Source organism: Natronohydrobacter thiooxidans (assembly GCF_001884735.1).
GTDB lineage: Bacteria > Pseudomonadota > Alphaproteobacteria > Rhodobacterales > Rhodobacteraceae > Roseinatronobacter > Roseinatronobacter thiooxidans_A.
Genome location: NZ_MJAP01000037.1, coordinates 1 through 25,544, shown reverse-complemented (window position 1 = coordinate 25,544; position 25,544 = coordinate 1). Strand labels below are relative to the sequence as shown.

At 62.6% G+C, this 25,544-nt stretch carries 26 protein-coding genes, 1 other RNA gene and 1 CRISPR repeat array (1 of these 28 running past the window's edge); of the genes, 12 read left to right on the top strand and 15 right to left on the bottom strand.

The genetic code is table 11. The annotated features are described in order from the left end of the window. A CRISPR array of direct repeats spans window positions 1–458; the repeat unit is 32 nt; unit sequence GTCGCCCCCCACCCGGGGGCGCGGATTGAAAC; it reaches 1,486 nt to the left of the window's first position. A gap of 392 nt (window positions 459–850) precedes the next feature. From BG457_RS19145 to BG457_RS19105, 9 genes are all read left to right on the top strand, one after another. After that, window positions 851–2,035 carry a substrate-binding domain-containing protein gene (locus BG457_RS19145; protein ID WP_071799464.1) on the top strand — a complete coding sequence of 395 codons (1,185 nt, stop codon included), beginning with the start codon at window positions 851–853 and terminating at the stop codon, window positions 2,033–2,035. After that, complete coding sequence (locus BG457_RS19140; protein WP_071799463.1) at window positions 2,032–4,068, top strand: ATP-binding protein; 2,037 nt, start codon at window positions 2,032–2,034, stop codon at window positions 4,066–4,068. Before BG457_RS19145 ends, BG457_RS19140 begins: the two co-directional genes overlap by 4 nt. Then, complete coding sequence (locus BG457_RS19135) at window positions 4,031–5,329, top strand: sigma-54-dependent transcriptional regulator (RefSeq protein WP_071799462.1); 1,299 nt, start codon at window positions 4,031–4,033, stop codon at window positions 5,327–5,329. The genes BG457_RS19140 and BG457_RS19135 overlap by 38 nt, the downstream gene beginning before the upstream one ends. 152 nt (window positions 5,330–5,481) lie before the next feature. After that, the gene (locus BG457_RS19130) at window positions 5,482–6,801 is read left to right on the top strand and encodes an ABC transporter substrate-binding protein (protein ID WP_071799461.1); all 1,320 of its coding nucleotides are present in this window, start codon (window positions 5,482–5,484) and stop codon (window positions 6,799–6,801) included. A gap of 54 nt (window positions 6,802–6,855) precedes the next feature. Beyond that, a complete protein-coding gene (locus BG457_RS19125) occupies window positions 6,856–8,595 on the top strand; it encodes an ABC transporter permease (protein ID WP_084657749.1) in 1,740 nt (579 codons plus the stop codon). 11 nt (window positions 8,596–8,606) lie between these two features. After that, a complete protein-coding gene (locus BG457_RS19120) occupies window positions 8,607–9,644 on the top strand; it encodes an ABC transporter ATP-binding protein (protein WP_071799460.1) in 1,038 nt (345 codons plus the stop codon). A 2-nt stretch (window positions 9,645–9,646) separates the two neighbouring features. Then, complete coding sequence (locus BG457_RS19115) at window positions 9,647–10,210, top strand: histidine phosphatase family protein (RefSeq protein ID WP_071799459.1); 564 nt, start codon at window positions 9,647–9,649, stop codon at window positions 10,208–10,210. Further along, the gene (gph, locus tag BG457_RS19110; protein ID WP_071799458.1) at window positions 10,207–10,911 is read left to right on the top strand and encodes a phosphoglycolate phosphatase; all 705 of its coding nucleotides are present in this window, start codon (window positions 10,207–10,209) and stop codon (window positions 10,909–10,911) included. Before BG457_RS19115 ends, gph begins: the two co-directional genes overlap by 4 nt. A 122-nt stretch (window positions 10,912–11,033) precedes the next feature. After that, the gene (locus BG457_RS19105) at window positions 11,034–11,642 is read left to right on the top strand and encodes a pyridoxamine 5'-phosphate oxidase family protein (RefSeq protein ID WP_245771043.1); all 609 of its coding nucleotides are present in this window, start codon (window positions 11,034–11,036) and stop codon (window positions 11,640–11,642) included. Window positions 11,643–11,868: 226 nt separating this feature from the next. Here BG457_RS19105 and BG457_RS19100 read toward each other — a convergent pair whose 3' ends face one another. From BG457_RS19100 to BG457_RS19050, 12 genes are all read right to left on the bottom strand, one after another. Further along, window positions 11,869–12,810, bottom strand: coding sequence for a cation diffusion facilitator family transporter (locus BG457_RS19100; protein WP_084657747.1), 942 nt, complete (start codon window positions 12,808–12,810; stop codon window positions 11,869–11,871). A gap of 165 nt (window positions 12,811–12,975) precedes the next feature. After that, the gene (locus tag BG457_RS19095; RefSeq protein ID WP_139257875.1) at window positions 12,976–13,683 is read right to left on the bottom strand and encodes an MgtC/SapB family protein; all 708 of its coding nucleotides are present in this window, start codon (window positions 13,681–13,683) and stop codon (window positions 12,976–12,978) included. A 49-nt stretch (window positions 13,684–13,732) separates the two neighbouring features. Continuing rightward, a complete protein-coding gene (locus BG457_RS19090) occupies window positions 13,733–14,869 on the bottom strand; it encodes a cation diffusion facilitator family transporter (protein ID WP_071799455.1) in 1,137 nt (378 codons plus the stop codon). Window positions 14,870–14,881: 12 nt separating this feature from the next. Continuing rightward, window positions 14,882–15,244: a hypothetical protein gene (locus BG457_RS19085; RefSeq protein WP_071799454.1), complete on the bottom strand. Its 363-nt coding sequence runs from the start codon at window positions 15,242–15,244 to the stop codon at window positions 14,882–14,884. 174 nt (window positions 15,245–15,418) lie between these two features. Beyond that, complete coding sequence (locus BG457_RS19080) at window positions 15,419–16,483, bottom strand: magnesium transporter (RefSeq protein WP_084657746.1); 1,065 nt, start codon at window positions 16,481–16,483, stop codon at window positions 15,419–15,421. A gap of 151 nt (window positions 16,484–16,634) precedes the next feature. After that, entirely contained in the window at window positions 16,635–18,014 is a 1,380-nt protein-coding gene (gene mgtE, locus BG457_RS19075) for a magnesium transporter (RefSeq protein WP_071799453.1), read from the bottom strand. A gap of 21 nt (window positions 18,015–18,035) precedes the next feature. Further along, window positions 18,036–18,488, bottom strand: coding sequence for a phosphoribosyl-ATP diphosphatase (hisE, locus tag BG457_RS19070; protein WP_217649541.1), 453 nt, complete (start codon window positions 18,486–18,488; stop codon window positions 18,036–18,038). Between the two features lie 4 nt (window positions 18,489–18,492). Continuing rightward, window positions 18,493–18,927: a DUF2493 domain-containing protein gene (locus tag BG457_RS19065; protein WP_071799452.1), complete on the bottom strand. Its 435-nt coding sequence runs from the start codon at window positions 18,925–18,927 to the stop codon at window positions 18,493–18,495. Between the two features lie 37 nt (window positions 18,928–18,964). After that, window positions 18,965–19,159: a hypothetical protein gene (locus tag BG457_RS20065; RefSeq protein WP_139257873.1), complete on the bottom strand. Its 195-nt coding sequence runs from the start codon at window positions 19,157–19,159 to the stop codon at window positions 18,965–18,967. 247 nt (window positions 19,160–19,406) lie between these two features. Further along, a complete protein-coding gene (locus BG457_RS19060) occupies window positions 19,407–19,727 on the bottom strand; it encodes a hypothetical protein (protein ID WP_071799451.1) in 321 nt (106 codons plus the stop codon). A 121-nt stretch (window positions 19,728–19,848) separates the two neighbouring features. Beyond that, window positions 19,849–20,532, bottom strand: a complete 684-nt coding sequence (locus BG457_RS19055; protein ID WP_217649543.1) for an RES family NAD+ phosphorylase — start codon at window positions 20,530–20,532, stop codon at window positions 19,849–19,851. A gap of 2 nt (window positions 20,533–20,534) precedes the next feature. Beyond that, on the bottom strand, window positions 20,535–20,948 hold the full coding sequence (locus tag BG457_RS19050) for an MbcA/ParS/Xre antitoxin family protein (RefSeq protein ID WP_071799449.1): 414 nt from the start codon (window positions 20,946–20,948) through the stop codon (window positions 20,535–20,537). Between the two features lie 205 nt (window positions 20,949–21,153). On the opposite strand from BG457_RS19050, the gene BG457_RS19045 reads away from it, so the two are divergent. Next, complete coding sequence (locus tag BG457_RS19045) at window positions 21,154–21,504, top strand: DUF6614 family protein (protein ID WP_071799448.1); 351 nt, start codon at window positions 21,154–21,156, stop codon at window positions 21,502–21,504. Between the two features lie 578 nt (window positions 21,505–22,082). On the opposite strand, the gene BG457_RS19040 is transcribed toward BG457_RS19045, so the two are convergent. Together BG457_RS19040 and BG457_RS19035 are read right to left on the bottom strand one after the other, a co-directional pair. Next, window positions 22,083–22,334: a ribbon-helix-helix domain-containing protein gene (locus BG457_RS19040; protein WP_071799447.1), complete on the bottom strand. Its 252-nt coding sequence runs from the start codon at window positions 22,332–22,334 to the stop codon at window positions 22,083–22,085. After that, window positions 22,331–22,507 carry a DUF4169 family protein gene (locus BG457_RS19035; protein WP_071799446.1) on the bottom strand — a complete coding sequence of 59 codons (177 nt, stop codon included), beginning with the start codon at window positions 22,505–22,507 and terminating at the stop codon, window positions 22,331–22,333. The genes BG457_RS19040 and BG457_RS19035 overlap by 4 nt, the downstream gene beginning before the upstream one ends. Before the next feature lie 220 nt (window positions 22,508–22,727). Here BG457_RS19035 and BG457_RS19030 point away from each other — a divergent pair, with 220 nt between their 5' ends. Both BG457_RS19030 and ssrA read left to right on the top strand, forming a co-directional pair. Continuing rightward, on the top strand, window positions 22,728–23,510 hold the full coding sequence (locus BG457_RS19030; protein ID WP_071799445.1) for a hypothetical protein: 783 nt from the start codon (window positions 22,728–22,730) through the stop codon (window positions 23,508–23,510). 9 nt (window positions 23,511–23,519) lie between these two features. Next, window positions 23,520–23,870, top strand: a transfer-messenger RNA (tmRNA) gene (ssrA, locus tag BG457_RS19025). Window positions 23,871–24,004: 134 nt separating this feature from the next. On the opposite strand, the gene BG457_RS19020 is transcribed toward ssrA, so the two are convergent. Next, window positions 24,005–25,228: an MFS transporter gene (locus BG457_RS19020; protein ID WP_071799444.1), complete on the bottom strand. Its 1,224-nt coding sequence runs from the start codon at window positions 25,226–25,228 to the stop codon at window positions 24,005–24,007. Window positions 25,229–25,544 lie beyond the last annotated feature (316 nt).

Sequence of the window (25,544 nt, the reverse complement as noted above, 5' to 3'; positions counted from 1 at the left end):
GCGTCGGGTCGAGCGGGTTTATCGCGCATGTCGCCCCCCACCCGGGGGCGCGGATTGAAACGCCTCTCCCGTCTCTCTGCGCTTCGGCGGGCAGGGTCGCCCCCCACCCGGGGGCGCGGATTGAAACGCTGTCACGCTACATTCGACTGGGCGACCGAGGCGTCGCCCCCCACCCGGGGGCGCGGATTGAAACTGGATGGGTTCAGCCTGCCGACCGCGGAGAACAGGTCGCCCCCCACCCGGGGGCGCGGATTGAAACTGCCATCAGGCCCTCGCCGTTCACGCGCAGGCTGGCCGCCCCCCACCCGGGGGCGCGGATTGAAACACCCCCGCAGAAGTCGCCCAAGCCCGCCTGCACACGTCGCCCCCCACCCGGGGGCGCGGATTGAAACGCCTTTATGGCCCGGAACAGAGGCTTTGCCGAGCGTCGCCCCCCACCCGGGGGCGTGGATCGAAACAGGACGCCGCGCCCCGGCGTTGTTGCAGAACCCCGACCGCCCTGATACGCCGATGTATGCGCAGCGCGCATTTCATATCGTCGAAAGCCATGTCGGGTTTTGCCGGATACCCCATGCCGGAGCATTACCCGGACTATCCCCAAGGACTCTCATTATGAACAAGGGACGACCGGGGGCAGGTCACTCTGGCAGGCGATCCCGCTATACAAAGGTGCGTCCGAGACGGTAAAGCATCCTCCAAGAGGTCTTTGACATGCTCGCCTGAAATCGGGCCAGCCATATAGACCATCCGCGCTGCACCTCAGTGCAACAGTCCCGTTCGGCGGGTTCCGCTGCCTGGGCATCATGGGCGCCGCACCGGCCGTCGCGTGACGACAGCTTCGCAATGGGAGATGGACATGATCCGCAGGATAGCAAGATTTCTCGCATTTCTGAGCGTCGCTCTCTGGGGCGCTTTGCCTGCGTCTGCGGCAGACGAATTGCATATCCTGACCTCATATGAGGCTGACTTCGTCTCTCCGTTTCTTGCGGAATTTTCAGACCGGCACCCGGAGATATCGATATTTCACCTCAACAAGAATACCAATGCTGCAGTGGATGAACTGATCAGGGGGAATGCCCGGCAGTTTGATCTTTTCTGGGCATCCGCGTCGGAGGCGTTCGAGCTCCTGGATGAGCATGCACGGCTGGCTGATCTGGGGTTTGGATCACATTCCGATTTTGCTTATTCTGCTGTGGGTTGGGCATGGAAGAACACCATGGACCTGCCGGCCCCGCAAGACTGGAACGCGTTGCTCGATCCGGCCTATTCCGGCAGGATCACCATGTCGCACCCGATGCGCTCGGGCACGACGCATAGTCTGATCGAGACGATCCTTCAGGATCGCGGATGGGAAGCGGGCTGGGCGTATCTGCTGCAACTGGCGGGGCAGCTCAAGAGCATTTCGGCCAGATCCTTTGGCGTTCTGGAGGGATTGGGGGATCGTCATGACATTGGCCTGACGATTGATTTCCTTGCGCTGCAACGTGCGGATCAAGGCGTTCTGTTCCGTTACGGTCGTCCGATCATCATTACCCCGGCGCGGATCGCGGCCCTGAAGGGCGGCAGGAACCCGGATGCGGCACAGTTGTTCATCGCCTTTCTGTTGTCGCCTGAGGGGCAGCGCATTCTGCTGCGCCCGGATATACGTCGTATCCCCATCAATGATGGCATCCGGGCCGAGCTTGCAGAAAGTCTTATTCCCGAATTGCGCGCCGCCTTGGCCTTCAGCTGGTCGCGCTATGACCCGGAGCTTGCGCGAAAGCGCTATTGGCAGGTCAATGAAGTATTCAATACATTTATCGCGCGCGATTTCCTGCGCCGCCGCGATCTTTGGCGCAGGCTGAACGATCTGGATGTCAGGGCCGTGCAGGACAGGGCCATGATCACGCAGATCCTCACGCATATGCCCGTGACCGAGGCGGGGCAGCGACTGAGTGTTCCGGGCCGCAGCACATTATTGGCCTGGCAAGCGGAGTCGCGCCGCCTGCTGGATGCGGCAGAGGCGCGCCTGACGGCTGCCGAGTTGCGGCAATGAGGCGCGGGCTGTCGATCTGGACCCGGCTGTTGCTGGGGGTGGGCGCGATCATGATCATCGCGGCAATCATTCTTGGGGCAGGCATGGCACTTGTGCTGCGCGCGGAACGGGATTTTGCCAGTCTGGCGCAAGACCGTATTCCCCGCGTCGCCGTTGCGGGAGAACTGGCGGAGTTCACGGGCGAGCTGGCCGCGCTGTCGAGCGCAATCATGGCAGAGGGCCAGAAACCGGACGGGCAGATGCAGCCCTTCGTGCATCGGATCGAGAATACCGCTGCGGGCCTGCTTGAGCTGCTGCGCGGTCCGGTTCTGAACAACACCCCCGAGGCCGATGCCATGGCCGAAGCGCAACTGGAATTGCGCGACAGTCTGTCAAAGGTGATCCTTGCGTCGATCGAGAGCGCGCGCTTGTCATCGGTGCTGCGGGAAACTGACGAGCAGTTACGCTGGACCCAGGTGGATGTGCAGGATCAGGCCAGTGCATTGCTGGACGACATGTCCTTCAACATGGATGCCAGCCTGCGCATTCTGGTCGCGGCGCCCGCGGATCTGCGATCAAGCGAGGTCGAACGGGAACTGGGTGTCGAACGACGCCAGCGTGACAGGCTGCAGCGACTTGCTACCGAGGCGGCCACCTTGTCGGCCCTGCTGTTGCAGGCGCGGGCCTCGGGCACAGTCGCGGCCCTCGAACAGGTCGAGACGATGGGGCAGGACACGCTTGATGTGATCGCGCTTGCGCGGACGGATCTGCCCGATCGCGTCGAAATCATGCTGCTGTTGCAATCGCTCGACAAGCTGGCGGAGCTTGCGCAGGGACCGGGTGGCATCTTTGCGCTGATGCGCGAGCAAATCCTGCTGCGCGAGCAGATCCTCGACGCGCTTTCGCGCGCCCAAGCCAGCCTTGGTTCGTTGCAGACCCAACTCACGCATCTGGGCCGGACAGAACGCTTTGCGGCGCAGTCACGCGCGGATGATGCCGCGCGGCGTATGCTGCGCGGCGCGACGGGTCTGGGCATGCTGATTTTTCTCGGGGCGGTTTCCGGCTCGGCGATCCTGTTCCTTTTCGTGCGGCAACGCATTGTGAAGCGTATCCGGGAACTGACGGATGAGTTGATGCATATTTCGTCGGTGGAATTGTCGCCTCTGCCGAAACCCGGTGATGGCGCGGATGAATTCACGCGTATGGCGCATGCGGTCGATGCCTTCCGCACGGTCGTTCACGACCTCAAGGCCACGCATATTGACCTGTCGAATGAAGTACGCGAACGGCGTCTTGCGGTCGAGCGGCTGGAACTGACCCAGCGCGAGCTGGTTCAGGCGGGCAAGATGGCCGCGCTGGGACAGATGTCTGCTGCCATCAGCCACGAGATCAACCAGCCCCTTGCGGCGATGCAGCACCGGTTGCATGGCCTGAAACAGGCCCATCCGGAAACTGGCCCGGCACTGGCCCGCATCGAGGCGCTGATGCGTCGGATCACGCGCACGATCAACCATTTGCGCCGCATTGCGCGGCGTGCCGAGCATCGGCGCGAGATCGTCCATATGCACGAGCCGTTGCGTGCCGCTCTGGATTTGCTGGCGCATCGGTTGAAGGAAACCCGCAGCAGCATCGAAATCGCGGACAGCGTCAGAACAATGGCTGTCGAGGGCGACGAGATCCTGATCGAGCAGGTCTTGCTGAATATCCTGTCAAACGCGTTGGATTCCATCGAAGAAGCGGTCGATGTGGATGGCCGGATTGTCATCGCGCGCGAGGATGAGGGCGGTGTTATCCTGTCGGTCACCGATAACGGGGTTGGACTTCGCGGGTTGAGCGGTGCGGCATTGATCGATCCGTTTTTTACCACCAAGGAGCTGGGGAAAGGGCTTGGCTTGGGGTTGTCCATCGTGTTCAACGTGATGCAGGACATGGGGGGGCACCTTAGCATCGTGGCGGGCGAGGAAGGGGGAGCAAAAGTTCTGTTGCGCTTTCGTGAGGGCAGGGGAGAGTGTGGAAATGACGCGCAAGATGACGGTATTGCTGATCGAGGATGATCAAGATCTGCGTGAGGCAACCTGTGAAACCCTGAATGCTGCGGCATTCTCTGTCCATGCTTTCGGACATGCGCAGGCGGCATTGGACGCCCTGCCTTCCATCGCGCCCGATGTGATCCTGTCGGATATGCGTCTGCCGGGGATGTCGGGGCTGGACTTTCTGGATGTGGTGCGCCAGCAGGCGCCGGATATTCCCTTCATTCTGATTACCGGACATGGCGATGTGGGGAGCGCGCTTCGTGCCATGCGGGCGGGAGCGCATGATTTTCTGGAGAAGCCCTGCCCGCCGGAACTGGTGATCGATATCTTGCGGCGTGCTGTCGCCATGCGCAGGCTTTCACAGGAAAACGAGGCGCTGCGAGACCGGCTTGCCAGCACGATGGCCCCCGAAGACCGGCTGCTTGGAAAGGCCGCTGTGATGGTTGATTTGCGCAGGCGGGTGGCTGTTCTGGGCGGTTTGCAGGTTGATTTGCTGATTGCGGGCGAAACGGGCACGGGCAAGGAACTGGTGGCGCGCGTGCTGCACGCCATTTCTGCGCGGCGCAAGGCGCCGTTTGTGGCTGTGAATTGCGGCGCGCTGAATCTGGCAGAGATCGACCGCGAATTATTCGGGGATGCATCCGCCATGGGACGCGTGGCGCGCGCTGCGGGCGGCACGCTGTATCTTGATGAACTAGAAGCCATGCCGGAGGCCCTGCAGGTGCGGCTGTTGAGGGTCGTTGATGCGCGCGAGATATCACCGCTCGGGATGCCGCCACAGAAGGTTGATCTGCGCATTCTGGGAAGCGTCAAAGGCGATCCGGCACAGCTTGTTGCGCAAGGGAAACTGCGGGCCGATCTGTTTCACCGCTTCAACGCGGGGGCGCTGCGCCTGCCACCTCTGCGCGAGCGCGCGGGCGATGCGGAAATGCTGCTGGAGCATTTCGTGGCCGAGGCTGCGGAACGCCATGACCTGCCGGTGCCTGACATATCTGCTGTGCTGCGCAGGCAGGCCGCCTGGTATGCCTGGCCCGGCAATGTCAGAGAGGTGCGCACCGTTGCAGAGCGTCTGGTGATCGGTCTGGACATCTCGCTGGATGGGGCGATGGAAGAACGTGCGGTCGTGTCCGAAGGGCTTGATGCGGCCATGGAAGGCTTCGAGTCGCGGCTGCTTCAGGCCGCCTTGTTGCAGGTCGGAGGGCGGAAAAATGAGGCGGCAACGCTTTTGGGGATACCCAGAAAGCGCCTTTATCTGCGCCTGCGCCATCACGGACTGGGGTGAGCGGGTCACTCCTGACCCATTTCAGGGGTCAGGAGTGACCCAAAAAATTTAATAAAAACATATATTTGCAAGTTTTTTCGGCATTGCGCATAGTGTCGGTGCATTGCGAGGAGGCAATGCGCACCCCGACTAACAGGCCAAGGGAGGGCCCCGTGAAAAAGCTTATGTTTACAACCGCGCTTGCGCTGATCGCCAGTGCTTCCGCGCATGCGGATACCGTTGTCGTCGTGACCTCTTTTCCCCAGGATCTGACCAATCCGTTCAAGGCGGCATTTGAAGCAGCGCATCCCGAACACACGCTTGAAGTGGTCAGCCGCAACACCAATGCCTCGGTGGCTTACCTGCAGGAAACCCGCAACTCCAACACCACCGATCTGTTCTGGGCCTCGGCACCGGATGCCTTCGAGGTGCTGAAATCCGAAGGGTTGCTGGCCAATGTCGGGATTAGTGTCGAGGGCATTCCTGATGCGGTGGGCGGCTATCCGATCAATGACCCGGACGGGTACTATTACGGCTTTGCCGCCTCGGGCTACGGGATCATGTACAACACCCGCTATGTTGCCGCGAATGGTCTGCCTGTTGCGGAGGAATGGGATGACCTGATGCGCGCGGAATATAACGGGCATGTTGCCATGTCCTCGCCCTCGCGTTCGGGCACGACTCATCTGACGGTGGAGACCCTGCTGCAAGGCGATGGCTGGGAAGAAGGCTGGGCCAAGTGGAAATGGATTTCAGGAAACATGAACACAGTGACCGAGCGCAGCTTCGGTGTTCCTGATGCAGTCAATTCCGGCTCCACCGGTTTCGGGATCGTGATTGATTTCTTTGGTCTTGCGTCGAACGCATCGGGCTTTCCGGTCGAACTGGTCTATCCGAGCCTGACCGCGATTGTCCCTGCAAATATCGGCATTGTGGCAAATGCACCCAATAGCCAGGGGGCGCAGGATTTCGTGGAATTCGTGCTGTCCCCGGAAGGTCAGCGCGTGCTGCTGAATCCTGCAATCATGCGTTTGCCTGTAAACCCGGAGGTTTATGAAGATGTGCCGGAGGGCTTCCCGAATCCGTTTTCGGAAGATTTCGCGCCGGGGGCGATTGCCTTTGATGTCGATAAATCCGGCGCGCGCTATAATCTTGTAAATTCGTTGTTTGATGTGATGATCACCTACCGGCTGAATGATCTGCGCGCCGCAGTTGCCGCGGTTCAGGCCGCCGAGGCTGTGCATGCGGATAGCGACAATGCCGAGGCGCTGGCGCTTATTGCAGAGGCGCGCGCGCTTGTTGAAGCGCTGCCCATCACCGAGGAGCAGTCTCTCGATCCGTCCTATGCCGGGGTCTTCCAGATCTCGCGCGTCAGCGCCGATGTCGCGGTCGTCGGACGGCAGGCCGAAGTTGAACAGGCATGGGATGGGTTCACCGTCGCCAATTATGCGAAAGCCAAGGAACTGGCGGACCGCGCAGCGGCAATGCGTTGAACCTACTGCCCGCCCTGAAACAGGGGCGGGCATCACCATCCCAGGGAAAAAATCATGTCAGATATACCCCAGTCGGCCCGCAGTGCCGGACGTTTCACGCTGTTTCCCCGCCTGTCCGGTGTCGCGATAACAGGTATCCTGATCGCGATCTTTCTGATGGCGTTTCTGGTTCTTCCGGTCATTCAGGTGATCTATGTCGCATTTCTGGATGCGCAGTCCGGGACAATGACCTTTCAGAACTTCCGTGATTTCTTCAACACATCGCTGTTTCGCGAAAGCTTCGTGAACTCGTTCTATGTGTCGGCGATGTCCGTGGTTTTTGCGACAATCATTGCCTTGCCGCTGGCCTATATCACGACGCGTTTCAATTTCGCCGGGAGTGCGATCATTCAGTCGCTCGGGTTTATCCCGCTGATCATGCCGCCTTTCGTCGGGGCGGTCGCGATGAGTCTGCTGTTCGGGCGCAATGGGACGGTTAATCTGTTGCTGGACCAGTATTTCGGCTTCAAGGTGCCCTTCATGGAAGGGTTGAATGGCGTGATATTCGTGCAGTCGATCCACTATTTTCCGTTCATTCTGATCAATCTCTCGGCCTCGCTTCGCAATATCGACCGTTCCATGGAAGAGGCCGCGCAGAACCTTGGATCCTCGGGCATGCGCATGTTCCGGCGCATCGTGTTTCCCTTGGCCATGCCCGGCTATCTGGCGGGCGCAGCTCTGGTCTTCATCAAGGTTTTTGATGATCTGGGAACGCCCTTGTTGTTGAATGTCAACACGATGCTGGCCCCGCAGGCCTATCTGCGCATCACGGGCGTGGGCATCAATGATCCGATGGGCTATGTGATCTCCTTCATTCTGGTCGCTTTCTCGATCTTCGCGCTCTGGACATCTTTCCTGTTCATGCGCGGCAAGGATTACGCGACCGTGCAGAAGGGTGGGGGCGGGCTGTCAAAGCGGGATCTTGCCCCGCGCGAGAAGCTGGTCGCATGGGCCGTCATCCTGTTCATTCTGGCACTGGTTCTGGCCCCGCATTTCGGTCTGATGTTGCTGGCATTCGGCACGATATGGTCATTTTCACCGCTTCCTGACGGGTTCACCCTGCAGCATTTCGGGACCGTTTTCACGACCTCTTCGCAGTATATCTGGAATACGATCCTTTATGCCGGGACGGCGGCAATTCTCGATGTCATTCTTGGCGTCGCCATTGCCTATATCGTGCTGCGCACCGGTCTGATCGGCCGCAAGTGGCTGGACTATATGGCCACGGCCGCGCTTGCCGTGCCCGGTGTGGTTCTTGGGATCGGCTATCTGCGCATGTTCCATGGGGTTCAGTTGCCCTTCGGGCTGGGTCAGATGTCAAGCTTCTGGGGGCTGATCATCGTGGCGCTGGCCGTTCGGCGCCTGCCTTATGCGCTGCGCGCCTGCATGGCTGCTCTGCAACAGGTTGCCCTGTCGCTGGAGGAAGCCGCCGAAAGCCTGGGGGCGAACAAGTCCAGCACGGTGCGGCGCATTGTGGTCCCCCTGATGACCGGCGGGATCCTTGCAGGCTTCGTCACCAGCTTCGCGACCGCCGCCGTCGAATTGTCGGCGACGATCATGCTGGTGGGCAGGGCGTCCGATGCGCCGCTTGCCTATGGGATCTATCTCTACATGCAATCGCCTGCAGGACGCGGAGCAGGTGCGGCACTGGGGATTCTGGCCGTCGTGATTGTGGCGCTCGGCACTTACCTGTCGCAGCGCATCATCGAAAAAGACCGTAACCGCCGGGCTGCCGCCCCGGGCGCAGAGCAATAAGGAAGAACGCCATGAAAAAAGCTGGCATCCGCATTGAGAACCTTCACCTGTCCTTCGGGGACACGACCGTTCTGGCCGGGATCGAGATGGAAATCCATCCGGGCGAGTTCTTTGCCTTTCTCGGGCCGTCGGGTTCGGGAAAATCCACGCTTCTGCGTGCCATCGCCGGGTTCGGGCCGCGGCCGAAGGGGCGGATCCTGATAGATGGAAAGGATGTGGCAGATCTGCCGCCATGGAAGCGCAATGTCGGCATGGTGTTTCAGTCCTACGCGCTATGGCCGCATATGACGGTGCGGCAGAACGTGGCCTTCGGTCTGGAGGAGCGTCGCATGCCGCGCGCCCAGATCGGCCCGAAAGTCGAGGCTGCGCTGGAACTGGTGGGGTTGTTGCATCTGGCCGAACGCATGCCGTCGCAACTCTCGGGTGGTCAGCAGCAACGGGTTGCGCTTGCCCGAACCGTGGCGATCGAGCCGCAGGTTCTGCTGCTGGATGAACCCTTGTCGAACCTTGATGCGGCCCTGCGTGTCCAGATGCGTCGAGAGCTTCTGTCCCTGCAGCGCAAACTGGGGCTGACAACAATTTTTGTGACGCATGATCAGGAAGAAGCAAACACCACATCCGACCGTATGGCGGTGCTGGATGGGGGGGTCATTCAGCAGATCGGCACCCCGCAGGAACTTTACGACACGCCGGTCAACGGCTTTGTGGCGGGGTTTCTGGGAACCGCGAATGTGCTGGTGGGGCATATGAATGACGGCTGTTTCGTGACCAAGGGCGGCAACCGGCTGGCTGTCGACAATTACAGGGACAGCGCGCGCCGCATCGTGCTGCGCCCGCAAAGTGTTTCCCTGACCGAAGAAAAGCGCGGCTCCATAGCTGGGAAAGTCACCCATCGCGAGTTTCTGGGCAGTCAGATCCGCTACCTTGTCGGAACCGCAGATGGCGAGATCATTGTGGATACCCTGCATCATGCCGGGCAATCGGGGCATGCCGTCGGTGCTGATGTCATGCTGATGATCGACAGCCAAAGCGCGTCATTGCTGGACTGAACATGGCAGAGCTCTGGTTCATAAGGCATTTCCGCACGCCGTGGAATGCCGAGGGTCGCTTGCAGGGTCGGCGTGATATTGCGCTTGATGATCCGCTGTGCAGCGGTGATCAGTCTGCCCTAGCCAAGAATCTGTCAGTGCTTGAGGGAGTGAATTTCGCGGAAGTCTGGACATCGCCTCTGCAACGGGCTCGGCAGACCGCAGCGCTTCACGGTCATCCCGCGGGCCTATGGCAAGACGCGCTGCTGGAACTCGATTTCGGGCCCTGGGAGGGGCGTACATGGTCAGAGCTTCACGCCGCCCACCCGGATCTGTGGCAATCTTCGCCCGGCAATCTGCCGTTGGGCGAAACTTTCGATGCGTTCGAGCAGCGTGTCAGTGCCACGCTGAACAGGGTCTGGAGCCGGTCTGGTCCCCCGGTTCTGGCATTTGGTCACGGGGCCTGGGCCAACTGCGCGCAGGCCGTCATGGCGGGTGCGGCAGCGTCGAGAATGAATGAATGGAAGACCGGTAATGGCGCACTTGTTATTTTGCGTCCGGCGGCAATCGGAAAGGGCCATGAATGACGGCAATCGTATTTGACCTCGACGGCACATTGATCGACAGTGTTCCTGACATTCACAATGCAGCCGTGCGGATGCTTGCAGAGGAAGGGCACCCCCCGCTGGGTATCGCCAGAATACGCAGTTTCATCGGCAATGGCGTGCCTGCGCTGATCTCGAAAATCATGAATGACATCGGCGAGAACCCCGAAGATGCTGCGCGCCATGCAGTGCTGGAGCAGGGCTTCATGCGCCATTACAGGGCGGCGCCGGCCGTGTTGAGCCGTCCCTTCGACAATGTGGAAAACGCGTTGCAGGCCTTGGCGGCAGCGGGTTTCACGCTTGCCGTCTGTACAAACAAGCCAGAGGGGATCGCCAGAAAGATATTGCAGGATCTTGGCATGGGATCCTGTTTCAGGGCTGTGATCGGGGGCGATAGCCTGAGCGTGCGAAAGCCCGATCCGGCCCCGTTGCATGCGGCCATTGCCCAGGCAGGTGCCCGGACGGCGATCTATGTGGGCGACAGTGAAGTTGACAGCGAAACCGCATTGGCCGCAAACCTGCCCTTCGTGCTGTTTACGCAAGGCTATCGAAAGCGTCCGATAGCCGAGATCCCGCATGACGCCGCATTTCCGGATTTCAGTCAGTTGCAAGCTATCCTCGAAACCCTGCTGGAACCCGTGTCCGGCCATAGCAAGGAAAGTGCGGTTTCCCGTAGTCTTTAGGGAAAAGGCTGCAGCGGCAACCGGCCCGGCTGATATGGGGATATGCGTCCCTTGAGCTGAAGGGCACCGAGTTGGCAGCTTTGCGCCCAATGATCGCGAAACCCCAAATCTGGAGAGATCAATTGCCAAGCTGGATCGAATCGCTTGAAGACCTGCAACTCCATTACGGGCAACCCGGAGAGGCCTCCGGGATCAAGGTCACGCCCTTCATGACCGCGGCCTATCGGGCGCATATCGGATCTGCGCGTTTCTGCGTGCTGGCGACAATCGGGCCGGAGGGCACAGATTGCAGCCCCCGCGGGGATGAGGGGCCGGTGGTCACCATTCACGATGACCGCACGCTTTGGCTGCCGGACTGGAAAGGCAATGACCGGATAGATTCGCTGCGCAATATCGTCCGTGACGAGCGTGTCAGCCTGTTGTTTCTGATCGCGGGCTCCAATGTCACGATGCGGGTGAATGGCAGGGCGAAGGTGACGGCCGATCCCGAAATCCTCCGGCGGTTTGAACGTCAGGCGAAAACGCCCCGCTCGGTTATCGTGATCCATGTTGAACAGGTCTATTCACAATGCGCCCGCGCGCTAATCCGCTCTGGGCTTTGGACGGAACGCCACGACATTGCATCCCTGCCGAGCGTCGGGGATATGCTTGCCGAGATCACATCAGGCGAGTTTGACGGGGAAGGCTATGACGCCGAATGGCCGGAACGCGCGGCCCGCACCATGTGGTGATCACCCCGGCGGCGAGCTTGGAGATCCGGCGCGCGACCAATCGCGAGCATCATCGGTCCCCGGATCTGAACAGGATCGCTGGTTGACCTGTGTGCAGGCGGGGCGACAGGCGCGTTGCGGCACCGGGTTCCGGGGAAGGGGCATCCTGCGCGTGATGGGGTGCTGCCGCCGTTCCGCTCTGCTGCCGAAAACAAAGACGACTCGGAGCAGAATCGCTCTGAGGTGCTCACAGATGCGGCGTGGCATTCTCGATGACAGGCAGGGGCCGTAGGGCGGCGCATATCTCCACCCGTCCAAGAAGGGCCGATATCCTGTGCTCAAGGACATTTTCCAGTCTGCTCAGATCCCGCAGATTGCCGATTTCCACCTCTGCCACCAGATCGACCACGTGATGCTCTGGCAGGCGCCTGATGCGCAGCGTCTTGACGTCGCGAACTTCGGCGATGCCGGTCAGGCTGTCGAGAACGGCCAGTGAAACCGTCGGATCGATCCGGTCGAGCAGCATCCCCAGCGCGCGGCGGCCCACAGTGAAGGATGTGTAGCTGAGCAAGCCCGCCACACCAAAGGCCGCGAGTGTATCGGCCACGGGCAGGCCATACCATGCGCCGATCAACCCGAGCGTAACCAGAACAGTGCCAAGCGAGTCGGTCAGGAAATGCGCGGCATTGGCCTCCAGCGCCATGCTCCCCGTTGCGCGCGCGGCGCGTTTGACGACCAGATGGCGGATGAAATCGGCGGCAGCGGCGCAGGCGGCGGCGCCCAGATACCATGGCTCGATCTGCATGGGTGGCGTGCCATGGACCAGTTTCAACCCCGCCAGATGCCAGATGAACACGGCGATGATGCCCAGGAGCACGGCTTCGGCCAATGCGGCAAAGGCCTCCAGCTTCTCGCGTCCGCAGGTCCAGGCCGGGTCGGGGCCGCGATCCGACAGGCTGACCACGACCACAGTGACGCCGGTCACGATGATGTCGATCAGCCCCTGCATCGCATCGGCGACCAGCGCGAGCGAGCCCGAGAGCAGGCCGATGATCAGCTTGCCCAGCGTCAGCACAAGCGTTGTGATCAGCGAGCCGATGGCCACGATCAGTTTATAGGCACGGTTTCCCATGCCCAGCCATCTGCCCAACCCGTGGGGCAATCCGGAATTCGCGCTGAAATCGGTCATGGGGCCTCCGTCCTCTGTCGGGGCTTATAGCGGGTTGCATTCATTGGCATTCATGCGCCCCGCTATAATTTACTGTGGTCGCATGTTTTGATGCGCAAAACCGGAGGCCACTTTTGCGCAACATGCTCTAGCGGCGAAATCGGGCGGAAATGCGGAAGGGATATGTCAGGAAAAGCCGGTTTCGCGGATCGACCAGCGCGCGGCGGTGACGGCAGGTTCCAGGCTCAGGCGGCCAACGATCTGTTCGAGCGCCGAGCCGGAGGTGCTATCGGCATTCACTTCGGCCGTGACCTCAACGCGGTCGCTATCCTCGATATTCTCGGATTCGAGGCCCGTCAGATGCAGGCCGTTTTCCGTGAAGCCCTGCAGCATCAGCGCGCGGACATGGGCTTCCTGAGCACCCTTGCAGATAATCTCGACCGCATAGTAGCGCGTCAGTTCCGTGGTCTGGATTGGCTGGCGGTCAAGCACGCGGGCAAGCGGGCGCAGGCCCAGATTGACGAAAACCACAGCCCCGGTGACAGAGGCCGCCAGCATGAACTCGCCCGCCCCCGCAAGCATGCCGATGGCGGCGGCACACCAGAGCGTGGCCGCCGTGTTCAGCCCGCGCACGTTGAAACCTTCGCGAAAGATGATACCCGCACCCAAGAATCCGATGCCCGAGACGATCTGCGCAGAGACGCGGGTCGGGCTGATCTCGTCTGGGAACGCGGCGGAGAAGAGCACGAAACTGGCTGCGCCCAGAGCCACGAGCGTATTGGTGCGCAGACCCGCAAGGCGCTGGCGCCATTGCCGTTCCATGCCGATGATCGCGCCGAAGAACAGCGCGGCAGTCAGGTTCAGGATCGGCTGAAAGGGGATCAGGTCGGGCATGGCATATCCTTCGCAATGCGATGCGTCATGTCAGGACAGTATGACAGGCTTACGACGCGGGGGCCCAGAGCAGGCGGATTTCGGACAGATCGCTCTTTGACTGTTGCAGCCGAAACGCGATCCGGGTCTGCGCGCCCGGAACCGGCACCTCGCGCAATTCAACCACGGCGATGACGCCTTCATCGCGGTAATCGAGGGTGAGATGGCGGATCGCCTTTGCCGGCACGATCCCGTCGAGACAGTCGCGCACCACTTGCGCAAGCTCCGGGCGCAGGGCTGCCTGATGGGCCGCAGGGCCGTCGGCATGGCCATCGGGTTCGGGATGAATGATGATTTCGCTGACCTCGGGCACATCTGCCAGCACGCTGGCCCGCGCGGCCTCGCTCAGGCGATGGGCTTCGGAAAGGGTCATTGCGGGGTCAAGCGTGATATGGACATCGGCCTGAATGGAGCCGCTCATATGGCGCAGGCGCAGGTCATGGGCATCGCGCACGCCGGGCGTGGCCATCAGGGCCTCGGTGATCCGGGTCGCGACCTCCTCGGAGGGCGCGGTATCGACCAGTTCATGGATCGCCGGGCGACCGTAGATCCAGGCCACACGCCCCAGCATCAGCGCGATGATCGCAGCCCCCAGCGCATCGGCCCAGGGCCAACCCAGCATGGCCGCACCGATCCCGGCCAGGGCCACGACCGAGGTGGCCGCGTCCGAGCGGTGATGCCAGGCATTTGCGGCCATCATCGCCGAGCCTGTGCGCTTCGCCACGGCTTTGGTGTAGTGGTAAAGTCCTTCCTTTAAAGCGATGGACAGCGCTGCGACCACCAGCGCAAGCGCGCCCGGTGCAGTCTCGGACGGGTGAACCAGCCGGGCGCCCGCGTCGATCAGGATGCCCGCCGCTGCCAGTGCCAGCATGGCCGCGATGGCAAGCGTCGCCAGGGTCTCGAACCGGCCATGCCCGAAGGGGTGGTCCGCATCAGGTGGACGGTGCGAATGACCCAGTGCCCAGATCACGGCAGCGTCCGAGGCCAGATCCGACAGCGAATGCACGCCGTCTGCCACCAGCGCCTGACTTTGCGCGATCAGGCCGACAATGATCTTGCCGGCAGCCAGAGGGGCGTTGAGAGCGACGCCCGCCCAGGCGGCGCGGCGCTTGTCGCGTAGGTCGGAGCTGGTGTCGGGCTGGGTCATCTCGTCTTACCCTCAGATACGGCCAACAGGGGTCATCTGCCCTGTCAGGCCGTGCTTTGCAACAGAAGCGTGAAAGGCGCGCAAGATCGGGACGGCGCCCACCCAGTCCGCGCAGTCCAGATCGAGGCGTCTGCGGGTAGGTGCGCTCAGCCGTGCTGCAACCGGGATTTGCACGCCCGCAGGCAACAGCGCAAGGCAGCGCGCGGCCTCTTCACTCGACAGGCGGGCCATGGCCTGAGCAATTTCATCTGCCGAATGGCGCAAGATCGCCGGGCGGCCCGGTTTCATACTGTCACCATAGATGAAGGCCCGCAAATGGGCGCGGGTCAGCGGGTGCAGCGCAGGACCGGGTGTTGGATGCGTGATGCAGGCCATAGGAGCCTCCTTCAGTCGCCCCCTCTGCGCGCAAACCCGCGTGTCAGCTCAGAGGGGGAGGGGGATAGGGGAAACGGGTCGGGCATGACATGCGGATCTCTGTCACGCGGGTCCGTGGGGCGCGTGATGACCGGGCAATGCGCGAGGCCCGCCCGGTCAAGGCAGGTCAGCGACTCAGAAATCTACCCCGATCAGCCAGACGGCCATGGAGAAATAGACCAGAAGCCCCGAGAAATCCTTGATCGTGGTGATGAAAGGGTCGGCTCCGGGCGCGTGGTCCACGCCGATCCTGATCATGACGTAGGGAAGCACGAAGCCGAGGCAGGAGGCCAGGAAGACCGAGGTGAAGAGCGCTACACCCACGACAACGCCAAGCTGTGGGATGTCGTTGGGCACACCTTGCCAGAAATAGGCGACTATGCCTGCCACCAACGCAATGCCGACTGCCATGGTCAGGCCCACCAGCGCCTCGCGGAGGAAATTCCTGCGCCAGAAATCCTTCATCGTCACATGGCCCAATGCGTAGCCGCGCGCGAAAATGGTCGAGGATTGCGTGCCGACATTGCCGCCCATATCCATCACCAGCGGAATGAAGATCGCCAGCGCCAGAACCGCCCCCAGCACTTCCTCGAACTGCTCGATCAGCCCGCCCACGACCAGACCACCGGCAAGCGTGACCAGCAGGAACAGGATGCGCACGCGCACCGTGTACCAGATCGGGCCCTGGGTCAGTTTTTCGGATCGCACATGGTCTTCGGTGTGAAACACATCGCCCACACCTGCCTTGAAATAGATATCGTCCGAGGTCTCGACTTCGAGGATATCCATCGCATCGTCGAAGGTCAGAACGCCGATCATCTCGCTCTTCGAGTTGACGACCGGCAGCAGCGGCACGTCTTTCAGCTGCAGCCGCCGTGCGGCGGTTTCCTGATCCATGGCATGGCTGACGGCGATATCTGCGCCTTCAACCAAAGGCATGATCGCGCTGTCCGGCTCTGCGCGCAGCAGGGCTGACAGGCGCGCGAAGCCTTTGTAGCAGCCTCGCCCATCAACGACAAAGACCACCGCTGCCTGACCGGCCGGCACGCGCGTGCGGCGCACGGCGTCGAGCGCGTCGCTGACCGATGCGCTGTCGGCGACATAGACAAAGGCATCGCGGATGCGTGCGGAGACGGGGCCGGGACCGGCCTTGGTGTTTGCGCCCGTTGCGCCGAGGTTTTCAAAAGTTGTGCTTGCCATGTGATTTCTCCATTGGCTTTCGGGTCGTTTGAGAAGGGATGGGGCAGGGTCTGGCGGGGCTGTGGAGGATCCCAGCCGCGCGCAGTGGCGCCCGCGTTGCGACAGGATGGCAGCGGCAAATGACGCGCGGATGACAGATATGGGCCAGCCATCATGCGCCCCCCGTCAGAGGCCCGAGCAGCGCCCAGGCGATGGCGAAATAGATCACCACCCCCACCAGATCCATGAGCGAGGTGATGAGCGGCGCGGACATCGCCGCCGGATCGGTGCCAAGCCTGCGCGCGGCAAATGGCGCGAGCGCACCCAGCACGCCGCCCAGGATGGTGACGGCCACCATCGTCAGCCAGATCACCCAGAGCACCTGTGGCGCGATTGACTGGCCCAGCGTTGCAAGCACCGCCATCAGGCTTGCGACCACCAGCCCCAGCCCGGCAAGCACCGGGAGTTCGCGCCTGAGCACAAACCATATGTCACGCGCGCGCAGTTCCAGCTGGCCCAGTGCCATGGCGCGGAGGACCAGCGTCGCGGACTGGCTGCCGGTGTTGCCGCCCATATCAATGATCGGGGCCACAAACGCCGCAAGGATCAGCACTTCGGCCAGAAGCGCCTCTTGCCCCGCGATATAGCCTGCTGTCACCACACCAAAGACGCACAGGATCGACAGCCACACCAGCCGCACGCGGAATATCCGCCCGAGGCTGGAGCCGCGCAGGTCCAGATCATCGCCCGCCAGTGCGCCTGTCGCACCGAACCGCGCAAGCGTTGCCGCACTCGCCGCGCGCCCGATATCAAGCGCGACGTCAATCGTGACGATCCCTACGAGCCGCCCACCCGCAGTCAGGATCGGCAGGGCAAAGACATCATAGGCGGCGATGCGCTCGGCAATCTCGCGCAGCGGTTCCTCCACCCGGCCCGAGGGCGCGTTGACCATCATCAGATCGGAGATCGAACGGCGCTCATCGGCAAGGATCAGGTCGCGCAGGGTGATGACGCCTTTCAACCTGCGCTCTGCATCGACCACATAGGCGGTGTAGAGCGTCTCGGTATCCGGGGCTTCCCTGCGAAGATGGGCAATCGCTTCTGCGGCGGTCATGTCTGGCGCGAGCGTCGCGTAATCCGAAGTCATCGCCGCACCCGCCGTCCCTTCGGGATAGGCGGCAAGGCGGCGGATATCCTCGCGCTCGGCCTGTGCCAGTGCGGGCAGCAGCATGGCGCGTTGCTCGGGCGAGAGCGCTTTCCAGAGATCCGCGCGTTCGTCATGGCTCATATCCGTGACGATCCGCGCGAAATCGGGCCGCGCGATATGGCGCGCGATCGCGATCTGGAAGCGCGGGCCGAAATAGCCGAAAACCTTGCTTTGCTGCGCAGGTGTGAGCGCGCGCATCAGTTGCGCGGCCTCGGACGGGGGCAGGCCGCCGACCTCATTGGCCAGATCCGCCGGGTGCAACTCGGCCAGCGCCTCGCGCAGGGTCAGAAGATCCCCTTGCGCGAGATGCGCGCGCAATGCTGCTTGTGACATGAGAACGGCCATGGCTCTGCCCCTTTTCGAGGTTCAGTCAAAGGCTTTTGACAAGGCCACCGGCCCGATCTGCGCGCCGCGGCGATAGCGCGCGCTAGGCGCCTGCGCCGGCTTCGACTGCTTGAGCAGCTTTTTCGCGGGGCCTTTTTTCGGCAGCTTTTCCGAAATCCCCAGCACCGCCATGCGCCGCGCCATCTCGGCACGTACCTGGGTGGGGTTGATCGCCCGGTCATGCCAGAGCACCGCCAAGTGATAGAGTAGATCGACACTTTCCGCGATCAACCCATCGGGATTGCCGACGACAGCATCAAGCGCCACTTCGGTGGCTTCTTCCACGAGCTTGCGGGCTTTCTTGGCGGTCGGGGCGGCTGTCAGTTTCGCCGTGCGCTCTGTGGGCGGGGTGTCAAGTTGGCGCGTCAGTAGTTCGAGATGCCCGAAAATATCCGCCGGGCGGGCGGCGCGCGGGTCAATAGCTTGCATTTTCATGGCCTTATCCTCTGTTTCCGGGGGTTTTCGGGGAGAGTGCATTCCGGGTCGCGCCGTCGCGCGGCCCGGCGAGGGCATCAGCTTTGAGGAACTGCCCCTCCGCATCGATGACAGGCAGCCGCGCACGCAGGGCATTGGCAACCAGATCGGCCGTGTCATTGCCACCGGGCAGCGCCAGCAGCATATCGGGGCGCGAATCTTCGAGCATGAAGGCATTGCGGATTGCTTCGGCGCGCTTGCCGAATTCCCGCCAATTCGCAGGGTAGCGCAGGACATGCAGCCGCATTTCGCGCGCCCAGTCCTCTGCAGTGATGCCAAGCGCGCCATTGCCACCGTGGATCAGCACAGTGACAGGGCGCAGCGCATGGGCGCGCGCTAGCGCGCGGCGGATCAGGGCGACATCATCGAGATGCCGCCCTCCGGCGAGGATGAGACGCATAGGATGCCCTCCCGACGCGGGCGCGTGCGTGCGGGCGTCAGCCCGCGCGCAGCTCGGCTTGCTGTGCGAGAAGTGCGCAAAGGGGGCTGTCCAATGCGTCCGGCTGACTGGGCGTGGTGGTCAGCCAATGCTGCATCAGCCTGCCTGTGCGCGCATCACGCAGCCAGCAAGCGACAGGGGTGCGGCGCGCGGATGCGCCGGGTGGAGCCATATGGGCGAAGTGAAAGGTCATTATCGTGCCTCCGTCCAGCCGCGCCGGTCTGGAAGCACAAGGGCTGCGTTACAGGCGCAGGCCCCAAAGCCGCAGACAGGCCGGGTGGTCTGATTGTGTCCGGAAGGTCTGGCGGCTGCGCAGCGAGAAGCAAAACACAGAGGCCAGACCGCTACTAGAGCAACTGTCCATGGGTCTCTCTGGTTGATACATGAAAATGGCCGCAACGGGTGCAGCAGCGGTCGGATAACCGCATTGGCTCAGGAAGTCAACAGAGCCGCGTCACAGAAATCCACGCCCTGTCGCAACCCCCTGTGAGGACGCGGGCAAGTTCATCGCGCGCCGCGGCATTCTGACCCTGAAAGGAAAGATAATCAGGTTTTTCCAACAGGATACACGGCACTTTTGAAGTATCGTGAACTCTGGTGAGGCGATGCCCGGCCTTTTTCTTCTCCGTCCCCGGCATTGACGTCATCTGCCCGGCAAAGCCGATTACTCCGAAAATGATCTGCAAAGCCTCCGGGTGGGTTTGCGCGATATGCCCGCGCTCGACTGCTCTGCCGCACGTCGCCTGTTCACGCTCCGCCATGACAGCGCAGCGGGCAAGGCGCAGGCGGAGATGCTGTTCGAGCGGGTGCCGAGGTCGTTTTGCGATCAGGGCAGACGGCAGGTGCGGGGCGCTGCGGGTCGGCAGCGCGCGCTGTCCGGGGTCATGTTACCTGCCAGATCTCGCCGGTTTCCAGCTGCTTGACGTAATCGACACGGGTTCCGTCCCAGTGATAGGCGAAATGCGCCCCCTGCGTCGGCACCGGCACAAGATCGGGCCAGAAGACTGCGATACACTGCCCGCCCGGATAGCGGACGCTGGGCCATGTGATGCCATTCGACCCGGCGGCGCGGCGCGCGGCGCCGAAGCGCTGCGAGGGGCGATAGTCGTCAGGGTCGAGCAGATCGGCGCGGCCTGTGGCGTCATCGAGATCGGTATCTATGGCGCCGATCAACTCGCGGAATTGCGAGGTCCAGCCGGGGGGCTCTTCGGTCGCGCGCATGAAGCGGGTGTGGTGGTGGATGGTCTCGGCAATCGCCACCTCGGTGCGGTCGCCCGCATAGTAGAGGCCGAAACTGCCATCCGAGAATCGCCCCGGTCGCAGAGGCGAGCAATGGACGAAGGGCGCCATGACCCAGCTTGCACCGGGCCCGGTAACACGGCGCGCGACCGGCACTTTCGAGAGAGTGCCGATACTGTCGCGGATGCGCGGGTTGAATTTGGCCTCGGCCGAGGCCAGCGCCTCCCAGTCGGCAGGATCGGCGATGTCTTCGAAGAGGTCGATGGGCGGATGGATCGACCGGATGATGCGGGAGGTACGCGGCCATGTCACGCGGGTCGTGGACACGCTCACCACGCCCCCCGCTCGGCATCGAGATAGGCGCGCAGGTCGATCAGATCGGTGATCTCGCCGCGCAGCATGATGTCGAGCGCGCTGCGCCCCCCGAAAGCCGCGCTGGGTTTGCGGATCCAGCCGTAGCCGCGGGCGGGATCGGTGAAGAGGTAGCGCAGCGCCTTGTGGATGCCCATCAGGATGGCCATGCGCGCGCGCAGGTCGCGGTCGATGCGACCGATATCGCCCGCTTTCCAGCGCGCCCATGTGCGCGGGGCCATGTCGCCCAGAAGCGTGCGAGCCTCGGCGTCACTCAGGCCCCAGACGCGGAACAGGTTGACCGTGGCCCGCGCCAGCGCTGCGGCTTCCTCGCCGGTGATGGTGGGGCGATCCGGGCGGGCGGCGATGGGCTGGAGCGTGGCGAAGTGCATGGGTGTCTCCTTTGGCATCAATATAGGCTTTAAGTGCCAAAAGGCAACTCCAGCCGCGTGCGCCTCGACGCGCTGGTATGCGCGGCGCGTTTTCGGCGTCGGAAGAGGGGGGGTGAAACCCGATGGGCACCATCCGCCCGGAGGCCGCTAACGGTTTGGCAAGGAATTGATGCAAGGATTGGAGCGTCAACCTGCGGGGCCATGGATGAGCACATATCACTGCATGATCGATCTGAAACCTGCGGCCAATGCGCTGGCTTTCGCGCATGCCGTGCAGAACTGGTTCGAGATGCTGAAATCCGCGGGCAAGATCGAAGACTGGCAGTTGCAGCGCCGCAAGCTGCATCTGGCCGGGCCGGGCTTCGGGGATTTTCTGCTCTCGGTCGAATTGCGTGATCTTGCGCAGCTCGATCTTGCTTTCGGCCATCTGGGGGAGCATCAGGATGCGAGCCTGCGCGCCTATGAACAGATGCACGGCATGATCGAGCGATTCGAGGTGGGGCTGTATCGTGGCTACCCCGACCCGGTGAAGGCAGAACGCCTGGCGCTGGTCTGAAAACCGATCCGGGCAGGGTGCGTGTAGGAGCACGCACCTTACTTGGGGCGCGCATCCATGGCGCTGCAGGCGCGGGTCGCGATGTCGTTTCCTTGCGCGCGCGTCCTGGGCTGCTGTGGCGCGTGCCCCCAGCGACGGGGGCGGATCTGTGGCTTCGCTGGCGCGCGTTGTAATGTGGTTTCGAGTGCGTGGGCGCATTGGCCTGCTGTGGCGCGTGCCCCCAGCCACGGGGGCGGATCTATGGCTTCGCTGGCGCGCGTTATAGCGTCATTTCGGGTGCGCTGGTGCGCTGGTGCGCTGGCCTGCTGTGCGCCAAGCGGCGGGCGGCCATCGATGGCTCGGCGGGAGCGTCCCGATGGCTGGTCGGGCGGGAGCGTTCTGGGCTGCTGTGCTGTATCTGCCCAGCAAGGCGCGCGGATACACGGTCCGGCAGGCGCGTGTCATGATGTCTGGTCGGGCGCGCGGGCGTCCTGGGCAGTTGTGGCAGGCGCGTGCTGCGAAGGGTGCGGGGGCGTCTTGCTCTGCTGTGGCGCGTGTGTCCTGCGAGCTGGCCGCACCCATGGCCCGGCAGGCGCGCGTTATAAAGTCGTTTCGCGCGCACGGGCGCCTTGGTCTGCTCTGGCGAGCGCGTCTTTCAGAACGAAGACGCGAATGGCAGAGGCAAGGCCGATATCCGCGCGCGCCGCGTCGATCTCGGCGGCAAGCTGGTTGAGCGCAATATCCCGCTCATCAGCGATCCGCCGGAATTCCCGCCAGAACAGGTCTTCGAGCGACACCGACGTGCGATGCCCGCGCAGCGTCAGGGAGTGTTTGACCGGACGCCCGCTCATTCTTCGCGCTTATGCCCGTCGAGATGCAAGCGCGCCAGGTCTGCGCGCGCCTGTTCAAGGCGCTTTTCGGCCGGGCTGCGCCCATGGCGTGCGGCCTGCGCATCGCCCTCGCGCCGTTTCGCGGCGCGGGCGGATTGCTTGCGATGGGTTCGAAGATTGATGATCTTGCTCATTCCGGCAACCTAGCAACAAATCGCGCAGCGGGGCAATTCTAACGCGCTTCCAAAGCAGTTTGCCCCGAAAAGACCATGTTTCTGAACCAGAAGCTATGTGTGTTTCTGGTGAGAAAGGATTTTAGCCCGATGTTTGGCCGTATTTTCAGGCAGAATCGACGCGTGATGCTTGAGTGTGCTGCTGTTTTCACTCTGCCTCTGGTACACTGTAGAGGCAGGAATGTTCGAATGGGATCAAGCGGTTTTCATCTGGCCAATCGCGGTGATATCGATCCTGCTCGCGTCACTGATCATATTCGGGGGGATCACGATCCTGTTCGCCCTGTTCTTCCCGAGCCTGCTGTTGTTGGTAGAGATTTTTGCAGTGGGCGCGGTGCTGCTGACGGCGCTCAGCCCGATCGTGGACGCCGCTTCCCAGTTTTTCGGTGCTCAGATCTGGCTGCCGATGATCAGCTGCGCGGCCATCTTCTTGCTGGCAGGGGAATTGCTCTATGGACTGACATTGTCGGATCGATGGCGGCGGGACATGGCCCCGTACCGGTTTTCGATGGTGCTGCAGGCCACACCGCAAACCGTCTGGAACATGCTGGTCCCGCAAGCCCCGTTGGCGCGCGAGTTCCATTGGCCGCAGGCCACGGTTCTTGCCGCGCCGCAGGACAGTGATGCCGATTTCATTCTTTGCCTGCCGCGCCGCAAGGATGTGAAGGATGCGCTGCTGGAAATCCGCTTTGAGGCGCAAATCCCCTTCAGTCAGGCGCGCTATCTGGAAACGCCCCGCGCAGGCAGCGGGGATCCCGAAACACGCGTTGACATCACGCTTGCCGAGAATGGGAATGGCAGTTGCACTGTCACGGTCGCGCAGCAATATCTGAACGTGCCGGTCAAGAAACGGCTGTCGCTCTGGCTCAATCATTCCTACCGTGATGCCGAGGCGTGTTTTCGTGCCCGTTTGCGTGGACGGCGTGACTGGTCCATCATTGGCGTGCAATTGCTGCGCGACTGAGCAGAGGCGGCTCTTGCGTCGGCGCGCTATCGCCCCTACATTCACCTTGTCTCGCAAGAGACTATGGACATAAACGCGCTCGTAATAAGCGGATCGGACCCGGGGGCGGTACCCGGCGGCTCCACCAATCATCCTTCGTTTGGGGATCAGGGGGCCGAAACAGGATCGACGAACGTCTAAAGGGGTTAGCTTTGTCCCGGTGAGCCACCACCGTTATCGGTGCAAAATGTACAGTTGCAAACGACAACCGTGCTCCGGTGGCTGTTGCTGCGTAAGCAGTAACGAAACCGAAACCTTAAGCCCTTGCGCTTAGCCGCGTAAGGCGGGGTCCGCAGGCACCTGGCAACAGAAGCCTGCACTTTCCCGAATACCATGCGGCCAGGTGCAGATGATCCGCGGATCTCTGCTACGCTGTGATCGGACCGGTGGCATCTCTGGTCTCGGCGCTGGGCGCGATCCCGGCCATGACCGGTCCGGAAAAGCCGGTGCCCGCGCTAGTCGCGTTTGCGCCGACGTCGCAATAGCCGTCCGATCAGGAAGGAAGTGCGCGGCATATAGGTATAGCGCGTACGGTCCTGCGGGGCAGGGCGCATCCGCATCCGGATCAGCCCGAACACCACCAGCAGGATATGCGCCAGCGAGATGAAGGCGAACATCGCCGCCGGTCCCTGCCGTTCGATCAGCAGCGAGGCAATGAAAGGGCTGGCGATTGCGCCCACCGCATAGAGGAACATCAGCGCGGCGGAAAGCTCCACTGCCTCGGAGGGGTCAGTGAAGTCATGGGCATGGGCGGCAGAGATCGAATAGATCGGGAATGTGGTCATGCCGAAGAAGGCCGCCGCGAGAAAGATCGCGACCACGCCCTGACCGGCGCTGGCGACAGTCGCGATGCAGGCCAGAACCGAGGCGACCGAGAGCCAGATCAGCACCACGCGCCGGTCATATTTATCGGCGAGCCACCCTACGGGGATCTGCACCAGCGCGCCGCCCAGCACATAGGCCGCGAGGAAAAGCGCAATCACCTCGGCGCGCAGCCCTACCGAGAGCGCATAGAGCGGCCCGACCATGCGGAACGCCGCCCCCGTGATGCCCGAGACCACCACCCCCGCCGCCGCGAGCGGCGAGCGGTTCCAGGCCAGCCCCGGACGCAGGCGCGGGGCCTCGCCCACGGGCGGCGCCTCGCTGCGGGTCAGAACCAGCGGGAACAGCGCCGCGCAGCACAGCAGCGCCAGCAGATTGTAGGATACGTAAGAGGCGGGCGTCAGTACCGCGATCAGAAGCTGTGCCCCCAGCGAGCCCACGATATCGACCACCCGGTAGACCCCCATCGCGCGCCCGCGTGTGTCATTGGTGAGTTTCGCCTGCAGCCAGGCCTCGATGATCGTGTAGCATCCGGCGACCGCCAGCCCCGAGGCCATGCGCAGCACTGCCCAGGCCAGCGGATGGATGACCAGCATATGCGCCAGAATCCCGATTGTGCCCGCCGCCGTCAGCGCGGCGAAGGCGCGCGAATGGCCGACCTGCCCCATCAGGCGCGGTGCCCACCAGCAGCCGATGAAGAAGCCGATGAAATGCGCCGAGCCCAGAAGCCCGATTTCGCCTGCACTAAAGCCAAGCTCGACGCCCGAGAGCGCATCGAGCGGCACCACGCCCCCCAGACCAAGCTGCAACAGCACGACCGACAGGAACAGGGCCGCGAAAGAGATCAGCAAACGCATGGGGCAGGGGCTCCGGCAGAATCGCTGCCGAGACTGCGCCTTGCCTGTGGTAAGGTCCAGTACAGATTCGTCCCGATCTCGCGCGAGTCGCGACCGGCTTGCGGTGATCCGGCACTGCGCGGGCGCGGATAATAACCGACGACCCCGATCTGACCAGCCCCCGCGCGGCGCCGGGATTTATCTCGCATGCTGGCGGGGGCAGGGGCGCAACTTTCCTGCGCGGGGCTGCATAAAACATGGGCAATGTGAAAAAATTGCGACAGGGGCGAAATTTCCTCTTGCGGACAGGGATGGGAGTATCTAGATAGCGCTTCAC

Coding starts and splice junctions, on each gene's coding strand:
- BG457_RS19145 (WP_071799464.1), top strand. CDS start 851: ATGGACATGATCCGCAGGATAGCAAGATTTCTCGCATTTCTGAGCGTC.
- BG457_RS19140 (WP_071799463.1), top strand. CDS start 2,032: ATGAGGCGCGGGCTGTCGATCTGGACCCGGCTGTTGCTGGGGGTGGGC.
- BG457_RS19135 (WP_071799462.1), top strand. CDS start 4,031: ATGACGCGCAAGATGACGGTATTGCTGATCGAGGATGATCAAGATCTG.
- BG457_RS19125 (WP_084657749.1), top strand. CDS start 6,856: ATGTCAGATATACCCCAGTCGGCCCGCAGTGCCGGACGTTTCACGCTG.
- BG457_RS19120 (WP_071799460.1), top strand. CDS start 8,607: ATGAAAAAAGCTGGCATCCGCATTGAGAACCTTCACCTGTCCTTCGGG.
- BG457_RS19115 (WP_071799459.1), top strand. CDS start 9,647: ATGGCAGAGCTCTGGTTCATAAGGCATTTCCGCACGCCGTGGAATGCC.
- gph (WP_071799458.1), top strand. CDS start 10,207: ATGACGGCAATCGTATTTGACCTCGACGGCACATTGATCGACAGTGTT.
- BG457_RS19100 (WP_084657747.1), bottom strand. CDS start 12,810: ATGACCGATTTCAGCGCGAATTCCGGATTGCCCCACGGGTTGGGCAGA.
- BG457_RS19095 (WP_139257875.1), bottom strand. CDS start 13,683: ATGCCCGACCTGATCCCCTTTCAGCCGATCCTGAACCTGACTGCCGCG.
- BG457_RS19090 (WP_071799455.1), bottom strand. CDS start 14,869: ATGACCCAGCCCGACACCAGCTCCGACCTACGCGACAAGCGCCGCGCC.
- BG457_RS19085 (WP_071799454.1), bottom strand. CDS start 15,244: ATGGCCTGCATCACGCATCCAACACCCGGTCCTGCGCTGCACCCGCTG.
- BG457_RS19080 (WP_084657746.1), bottom strand. CDS start 16,483: ATGGCAAGCACAACTTTTGAAAACCTCGGCGCAACGGGCGCAAACACC.
- mgtE (WP_071799453.1), bottom strand. CDS start 18,014: ATGGCCGTTCTCATGTCACAAGCAGCATTGCGCGCGCATCTCGCGCAA.
- hisE (WP_217649541.1), bottom strand. CDS start 18,488: ATGAAAATGCAAGCTATTGACCCGCGCGCCGCCCGCCCGGCGGATATT.
- BG457_RS19065 (WP_071799452.1), bottom strand. CDS start 18,927: ATGCGTCTCATCCTCGCCGGAGGGCGGCATCTCGATGATGTCGCCCTG.
- BG457_RS20065 (WP_139257873.1), bottom strand. CDS start 19,159: ATGACCTTTCACTTCGCCCATATGGCTCCACCCGGCGCATCCGCGCGC.
- BG457_RS19060 (WP_071799451.1), bottom strand. CDS start 19,727: ATGGCGGAGCGTGAACAGGCGACGTGCGGCAGAGCAGTCGAGCGCGGG.
- BG457_RS19050 (WP_071799449.1), bottom strand. CDS start 20,948: ATGCACTTCGCCACGCTCCAGCCCATCGCCGCCCGCCCGGATCGCCCC.
- BG457_RS19045 (WP_071799448.1), top strand. CDS start 21,154: ATGAGCACATATCACTGCATGATCGATCTGAAACCTGCGGCCAATGCG.
- BG457_RS19040 (WP_071799447.1), bottom strand. CDS start 22,334: ATGAGCGGGCGTCCGGTCAAACACTCCCTGACGCTGCGCGGGCATCGC.
- BG457_RS19035 (WP_071799446.1), bottom strand. CDS start 22,507: ATGAGCAAGATCATCAATCTTCGAACCCATCGCAAGCAATCCGCCCGC.
- BG457_RS19030 (WP_071799445.1), top strand. CDS start 22,728: ATGTTCGAATGGGATCAAGCGGTTTTCATCTGGCCAATCGCGGTGATA.
- BG457_RS19020 (WP_071799444.1), bottom strand. CDS start 25,228: ATGCGTTTGCTGATCTCTTTCGCGGCCCTGTTCCTGTCGGTCGTGCTG.